Source organism: Vibrio qingdaonensis (genome assembly GCF_026191675.1).
GTDB classification, from domain to species: domain Bacteria; phylum Pseudomonadota; class Gammaproteobacteria; order Enterobacterales; family Vibrionaceae; genus Vibrio; species Vibrio qingdaonensis.
Genome location: NZ_JAKRRY010000086.1, coordinates 1 through 3,548, shown reverse-complemented (window position 1 = coordinate 3,548; position 3,548 = coordinate 1). Strand labels below are relative to the sequence as shown.

6 protein-coding genes are annotated in these 3,548 nt (G+C 40.6%); 1 reads left to right on the top strand and 5 read right to left on the bottom strand.

The genetic code is table 11. The annotated features are described in order from the left end of the window. On the top strand, positions 1-210 hold a 210-nt coding region (locus tag MD535_RS25170; RefSeq protein WP_265678010.1), incomplete at its 5' end, for a hypothetical protein. A gap of 139 nt (positions 211-349) precedes the next feature. Here the strand turns inward: MD535_RS25170 and MD535_RS25165 are convergent. From MD535_RS25165 to MD535_RS25145, 5 genes are all read right to left on the bottom strand, one after another. Next, complete coding sequence (locus tag MD535_RS25165) at positions 350-835, bottom strand: GNAT family N-acetyltransferase (RefSeq protein WP_265678009.1); 486 nt, start codon at positions 833-835, stop codon at positions 350-352. A 134-nt stretch (positions 836-969) separates the two neighbouring features. After that, positions 970-1,467 (bottom strand): DUF2867 domain-containing protein, encoded by a 498-nt coding sequence (locus tag MD535_RS25160; protein WP_265678008.1) that lies wholly within the window; start codon positions 1,465-1,467, stop codon positions 970-972. A gap of 137 nt (positions 1,468-1,604) precedes the next feature. Further along, on the bottom strand, positions 1,605-2,084 hold the full coding sequence (locus tag MD535_RS25155) for a M50 family metallopeptidase (RefSeq protein WP_265678007.1): 480 nt from the start codon (positions 2,082-2,084) through the stop codon (positions 1,605-1,607). A 31-nt stretch (positions 2,085-2,115) separates the two neighbouring features. Next, a complete protein-coding gene (locus MD535_RS25150; RefSeq protein ID WP_265678006.1) occupies positions 2,116-2,616 on the bottom strand; it encodes a GNAT family N-acetyltransferase in 501 nt (166 codons plus the stop codon). Positions 2,617-3,221: 605 nt separating this feature from the next. Then, positions 3,222-3,548: hypothetical protein (locus MD535_RS25145; protein WP_265678005.1), on the bottom strand; the 327-nt coding region annotated here is incomplete at its 5' end.

Sequence of the window (3,548 nt, the reverse complement as noted above, 5' to 3'; positions counted from 1 at the left end):
CTTTCGATTAATGCGAGTTGGCGCGAAAAAGAACCCACCGAAGTCACTGAAAAACGGGTTGAGGAAGATGTTACTTTCGTTGCTCACGGACACCAAAAGCAGTTCCGCGAAACCTCGAGGACTAAAGCGAATGACGCTTTCACGCTGCCACCGGAAAGAAAGTTAAGCAGTGGGGCTTGTCACTGCATAGCTGAAGGGACAATGATTTGACCACTAAATTTCTAAGTGCAACTAACGCCCGCTTAAGTTGTGAGTGGCGCTCCACGAAACTTTACTTAGACACCGTAATCACATAAGCCTAGATTAACACCAAAAGTGCCAAGCGTTACGAATCGACTTGAAGCGTTTGTTATATTCGTAGCCATTTGTACATGACGTAGCTATCAACGAACCCCAACTGAGCATGTTTATATGCCTTGGGGATCGTCCCGATAATACTGAAACCAAGCTTTTCCCACAGTTTAACTGCCACTATATTCGTAGACACAACACTGTTAAATTGCATTGCTTCAAAGCCAAGCTCAATTGCTTTCTGTTGCGAGTGCTCACACAAGCGACGAGCAATACCTTTACCTCTAGCTTCACTTGATACCATATAACCACAATTACAGATATGATTGCTTGGCCCCATTGCATTCGGCTTAATATAATAAGTACCAAGAACTTCATCATTTTCAACGAATACATAGGCTATTAGTGGCGCCTGGCACCACAAGGCAAACGCCTGTTCTTGCGTCATATCAGGGTCGAAAGCATAGGTTTCTTGAGCCAGAATAACCTCAGCGAAGGTTGGCCAAAACGACTCAAAATCTGACTTTGTGATTTCCCTAATCATGAAATTCCTCCCAAGAATATAACGCCTTGTTAAGTAGCAGCTAACTACCACTGCACACAAACAAAGCCACCGTAATCACTAAACTCAATTCAAACCAAAATCGCCAAACGTTAGCTGTCTGCTTGAACAATTTGTTATGCCTGTCCCAACCCTCTCAGGGAGCTTGGTACTATTATTTTGTGAAATGGTGTAACGAAGAACATGTAAACCTTACCAAACACGTTGTTCACATGAACCACGGTATTGGCGTGAATAATTGCGGTTTCCCCTTCAGGTTCAATGAGGAAAGAAACTCGAACATCAAGATGTTTATCACAGTCTTCTAATACAACTTCATTCTCAGTTGAACTGACCAGCGTAAAAATACCGACTCGTTCACCCACGGCATATTCTGAAGCTAATTTATCTCGGGGGATATCTTGTAGGCCACCCAAATCTTTTAAACCGAGTTTTGATACAACCGAGTTTCTCATAGACATCAGAAAGGCAATCCACGTCGGTGTTTGAGATGCTATTTCAAGAAACACTTCAATAGCAGATTGGTTGTTATATGCTATTTTTTTCGAAAAGCTATCACAGAAATATGAGTTATCTGAATACTCGCTCAATATTGATTTCTTTGGTATAGACATAAATTCCCCTTCAAAAGGCATAACGCCCGGTTAAGTGGTGAGTAACGCACCACCGAACCAAATTAAAGCACCGTAATCACACAACCCAAATTTGACACAAAAAGTGCCAAGCGTTACGAATCCACTTGAACCGTTTGTTATATGCCTGTGCGCAATAGTTTGATAAGCCTCAACCCGTCACTATCAACCCCCGCATAACCTAAAAACCACTCTCCGTATTGAATAGGAGCAATTGTTAAAAGGAACTGAAATACTGAAAACCAAGCGCCGAATCGCACTAGAAATACTATTATTTGACCTTCGAGCATTCTACTCAATGCAAACAGTATCGCGGCACAAAGAGCTGAAACAATAGGTCCACCAATTATTGATACTATGTTCACTGCTTTTGTAAGCTCAGCTTGTGTTGAACAATAACCAACATTTAAAGGTATCAAACTGCTTTGAATTGATAGCCCACCGATAGATAACGACGATACAAAATCAGAACTTCCCAATGTGATTTGAACTTTTTCGCCAGTAATTAAAATTGGAATAGCATGACCAATCTCATGGAGTAACACTAAAAATGGCATTACAAACACAAAACCGATTAGCAATGCAAAGGCAGTAGTCAATGATATCTCCTCGAATGGCATATAACGTTTGTTATATGCGTGTTTGAGTAGAGAGAGTAACCAAGTCATCACTGTCGTACAAACGTTCTGCGGATTCTTGCATACCAAGCTTACGGAGTAATTTTTCTGATGCCAGATTTTCTATTACCGCTACACCATAAACTTCAGACACCAAACCCGATTCCAAGGTGAAATTCAAGGCTGCCTTTGAAGCTTCAAAAGCGTACCCTTTACCTTGATATTGAGGTAGTAATGCATACCTGATATCTGAAAAACTCGAGTCAGGACCTAACTCGACGCCAGCATAACCGATTTTTTGAGATGGCTTACTCTTTAACGCAACAATGAAAGTACCATAGCCTTTCGACCAGTGAGCCACTTTGCTTGGTACGTAATTCTGAATGTACTCCAAGCTAAAAGGCTTTCCACCCGGTAAATATCTTGTTGTTTCAGCGCAGGTCAGAAGTTTTGTAAAAATATCAGAATCTTCTGGGGTTACAGGGCTAAGTATTAGTCTTTCAGTCTCGATCATCGAATTATCCATTTCCTCTAGAGCATATAACGCCTTGTTAAGTAGCAGCTAACTACCACCACACTCAACCAAAACCACCGTAATCACTGAACTCAATCAAACCAAAATCGCCAAACGTTAGCTGTCTGCTTGAACAATTTGTTATGTGGTTATTAGATCTTCGTAGCCCTCTTCAAGCCACTGAAGCTCAAAACCCAACTTTATAAGGCGCTTAGGAAGATAACTGTCAGTTAAAGGCTGTTTTGTGCGAACTTCCTCCTCACTTACGTCTAACTCAAAATGCAAACTAAACTCCGCAGAATCCTCTGAATAAGTGATCGTTTCCACTATGAAGGATAGACTGCCTATAGATCTGTTAAACAAGACCTTAGTTCCGATAGGAGGCACACATGGCATTTCAATACTCTTTTTGAAGTAGCCAATATTGGCATTATCTCTTCTAACCAGTACATAATTGTTAACTATCATCTTTCAAACTCCGGAAACCACATAACGCCTTGTTAAGTAGCAGCTAACGACCACTGCACTTAAACAAAGCCACCGTAATCACTAAATTCAACTCAAACCAAAATCGACAAACGTTAGCTGTCTACTTGAACAATTTGTTAGCATTCTTTGTTTTTAGGTTGCTGATTGCTATCTTTGTTACACGAATTTGAACTTTCTAATTTACCAAGATTGTCAGCCATAGAGTATGCGTCTGCAGTTTTCTTTATTGGCTCGATAACGTTTTGAGTTTTATTAGTAATAGAGTTAACTTCTCCAGTGTCATTCACTGCACCCATTACCCTTGTGCTATCTGATATAGTTGAGACTCTATCTATATTACGAGTTGCTTTTCCAACGTCAGCTAACCCACCCAATATTGAAAATACAATTGCTATCGTACCACCGCCAACAAACCAGTTTTTCATGAGTTGCCCCTTTGAATG